The sequence below is a fragment of the Longimicrobium sp. genome (genome assembly GCF_036554565.1).
Taxonomy (GTDB): domain Bacteria; phylum Gemmatimonadota; class Gemmatimonadetes; order Longimicrobiales; family Longimicrobiaceae; genus Longimicrobium.
Window position 1 is genome coordinate 1 of the sequence record NZ_DATBNB010000578.1, and the last position, 3,022, is coordinate 3,022.

Here is a 3,022-nt window from a genome sequence, read left to right on the forward strand (position 1 = left end):
CTCGCCGTGCGGGAACGGGATCACGCCCCCGGAACCCGGACCACCACCGACCCCACGCATGGCCGACGAACCCCTCTGGATGGTGCAGGACCAGGCACGGCGCCTGGCCGAGCTGACGGCGGACGAGGCGGCGCTCAAGGAGGCGCCGCTTCGCCACGACGTGCGCTCGCTCGGCATGCTGCTGGGCAACGTGATCCGCGAGCAGGAGGGTGACGAGCTGTACGCGGCCGTCGAGGAGCTGCGCCACCTGGCGATGCGGCACCGCGAGGCCGAGGACACGGAGGGCGCATCCCCCGAAGCCCCGGTGGACGAGGCGATGCGCCGCGCCGAGCAGGTGGTGGACGGAATGCCGGTGGATTCCGCCTACCGGCTGACCAGGGCGTTCTCCATCTACTTCGAGCTCACCAACCTGGCCGAGACCAACCACCGCAAGCGCCGCCGCCGAGCCACGGCCCTGCACGCCGACCAGGCGCCGCAGCCGGGCACCTTCCACGGCACCCTTCTGCGCCTGCGCGACGCCGGCCTCGATGCCCAGGCGGTGCTGCGCCACCTGGCCCGCGTCCGCGTGATCCCCGTCTTCACCGCGCACCCCACGGAGGTGTCGCGGCGCACGGTGCTCTTCAAGCGCCGCCGCATCGCCGAGGCGCTGGAGCAGCTGGACCGCCTGCCGATGACCGACGCCGAGGCCGCCGGGCACGAGGCCGCCATCGCCGCCGAGATCACCGCGATCTGGCAGACGGACGAGGTGCGCCGCCGCCAGCCGTCGGTCATCGACGAAGCGAAAATGGGGCTGGACTACTACCCCGGCGTGCTGATCCCCACGCTGCCGGCGCTGTACTTCGAGATGGCCGACGCCTTCCGCCGCGCCTTCGGCCAGGAGCTGTCCCCGCGCGAGCTGCCACAGGTGCTACGCTTCGGGTCATGGATCGGCGGGGACCGCGACGGGAACCCGTTCGTGACGCCCGACGTGACACGAAAGGTCCTGCGCCTGGCCCGCGAGGCCATCCTGGACTACTACGTCACCGACCTGGAGGCGCTGACGGAGCGGCTGAGCGCCTCCACCCACCAGGTACCCGTCACGCCCGAGCTGGCCGGAGCGCTCGAGCGGTACACCCGGACCATCCCGTCGCTGGATCCCACGCCGGAGGCGCGCTCCACGACGGAGACGTATCGCCGCTTCCTGGGCTACGTGGGGTGGCGGCTGCGGGCGGCGCGTGACGAGCCGGGGAACCCCCACGCCTATCCCGACGCGGGCGCGTTCGCCGCGGACCTGCGCCTGGTGCGCGAAAGCCTGGTCCGGAACCGGGGCGAGCGCCCGGCGCGCCTTCTCCTCGGCCCGCTGCTGCGCAAGGTGGAGACGTTCGGCTTTCACCTTCACACGCTCGACATCCGCCAGCACGCGCGCTTTCACGAGCGCGCCATGGCCGAGCTCTTCGCCGGGGCGGGGGAGGGCGCTGCGCCCCTTCCGCCTCCCCCATCCGAAGAGACCATGCAGCTGCTGGAAACCTTCCGCGTGGTCGCCGAGCTGAAGCGCACCTATCCCGCGGAAGCCGTGCAGACGTACGTCATCAGCGGCGCGCGCTCGGTGGAAGACGTGCTGGCCGTCGTGCGCCTTGCCCAGACGAGCGGCGTGGCGGTGGCGGGAAGTGACGGCGACCCCGGGCTGATGCCGGTGCCGCTCTTCGAATCCATCGAGGACCTGCGCAACGCGCCGGAGGTGTGCCGGGCGCTGTGGACGCGAGAGGACTACGGGCGGCTGCTGGACTCGTGGGGGCGCCGCCAGGAGGTGATGCTGGGCTACTCCGACAGCAACAAGGACGGGGGAATGCTCACCAGCACCTGGGAGATCTACAAGGCGCACCGCGAGCTTCACCGGGTGGCGCGCGAGTGCGGCGTCACCCTGCGCCTCTTTCACGGCCGCGGCGGGACGGTGGGGCGCGGCGGCGGGCCCACGCACCGCGCCATCACCTCGCAGCCGGCGGGCGCCTTCGATGGCGAGATCAAGATCACCGAGCAGGGCGAGGTGCTCAACTGGAAGTACAGCGACCCCGTCCTGGCCGAGCGCAGCCTGGAGCTGATGGTGGCCGCGTCGCTGGACGCGCTCGCGCGGACGGACGCTCCCGAGCCGGCGCAGGAGGAGCGCTGGGAGCGGGCCATGGAAGAGATGTCGGGCGAGGCGTTCGGCTTTTACCGCGAAAAGATCGCGGAGAACCCCGACATCCTCGTCTACTTTCAACAGGGCACGCCCGTTGGCGAACTGGAGCACGCGCGCATCGGCTCGCGGCCGGCGCGGCGGGGCGAGACGCGCGGGCTCGACGACCTGCGCGCCATCCCCTGGGTGTTCGGGTGGATGCAGAGCCGCCACGTGCTTCCCGCGTGGTTCGGCGTGGGGTACGCGATGGAGCGGTACGCGGCGCGCGGGGCAGGGGAGGAGGCGCTGCTGCGGGAGATGATGGGGGCCTTCCCGCTCTTCGAGGACCTGATCCGCAACGTGGAGATGGGGATGGCCAAGGCCGACTTTCCCATCGCCCGCCGCTACGCCGAGCTGGTGCCTGACGAGGCGTTGCGCGAGCGTGTGTTCGGGATGCTGGTGGAGGAGTTCGAGCGGACGCGGCGGGTGGTGCTGGGGATCACCGGGCAGGAGCGGCTGCTGGAAACCAACCCGGTGCTGGCGCGGTCCATCCGCCTGCGGAATCCGTACGTGGACCCGTTGAGCCTGATCCAGGTGAGCCTCCTGCGCCGCAAGCGCGCCGGCGAGGAGGGCGACGACCTGAACTACGCCCTGGCCGCCACCATCAACGGCATCTCCGCGGGCCTGCGCAACACGGGCTGAACTGGAACGACCGCATCACGCAGAGGGCGCAGAGAAAACGGAGAGGACGCAGAGGGCTCGATGAGTTCCTCTGCGTCCTCTCTTTTCTACCTGCGGGTGCGTCCGGATTCAGCGATTCACGCGGCCGGGGACCCCTTGCAGAAGGCGATCCAGTCGGTCACCGTGGCGTCGGAGATCTGTCCGTAGCCG

Annotated in this window: 1 protein-coding gene; it reads left to right on the top strand. The window is 71.1% G+C overall.

Annotated elements, in window-relative coordinates; all coding sequences use genetic code 11:
* The first annotated feature begins 58 nt into the window (after window positions 1–58).
* Window positions 59–2,833, top strand: a complete 2,775-nt coding sequence (locus VIB55_RS15860) for a phosphoenolpyruvate carboxylase (RefSeq protein WP_331877636.1) — start codon at window positions 59–61, stop codon at window positions 2,831–2,833.
* Window positions 2,834–3,022 lie beyond the last annotated feature (189 nt).

Coding starts and splice junctions, on each gene's coding strand:
- VIB55_RS15860 (WP_331877636.1), top strand. CDS start 59: ATGGCCGACGAACCCCTCTGGATGGTGCAGGACCAGGCACGGCGCCTG.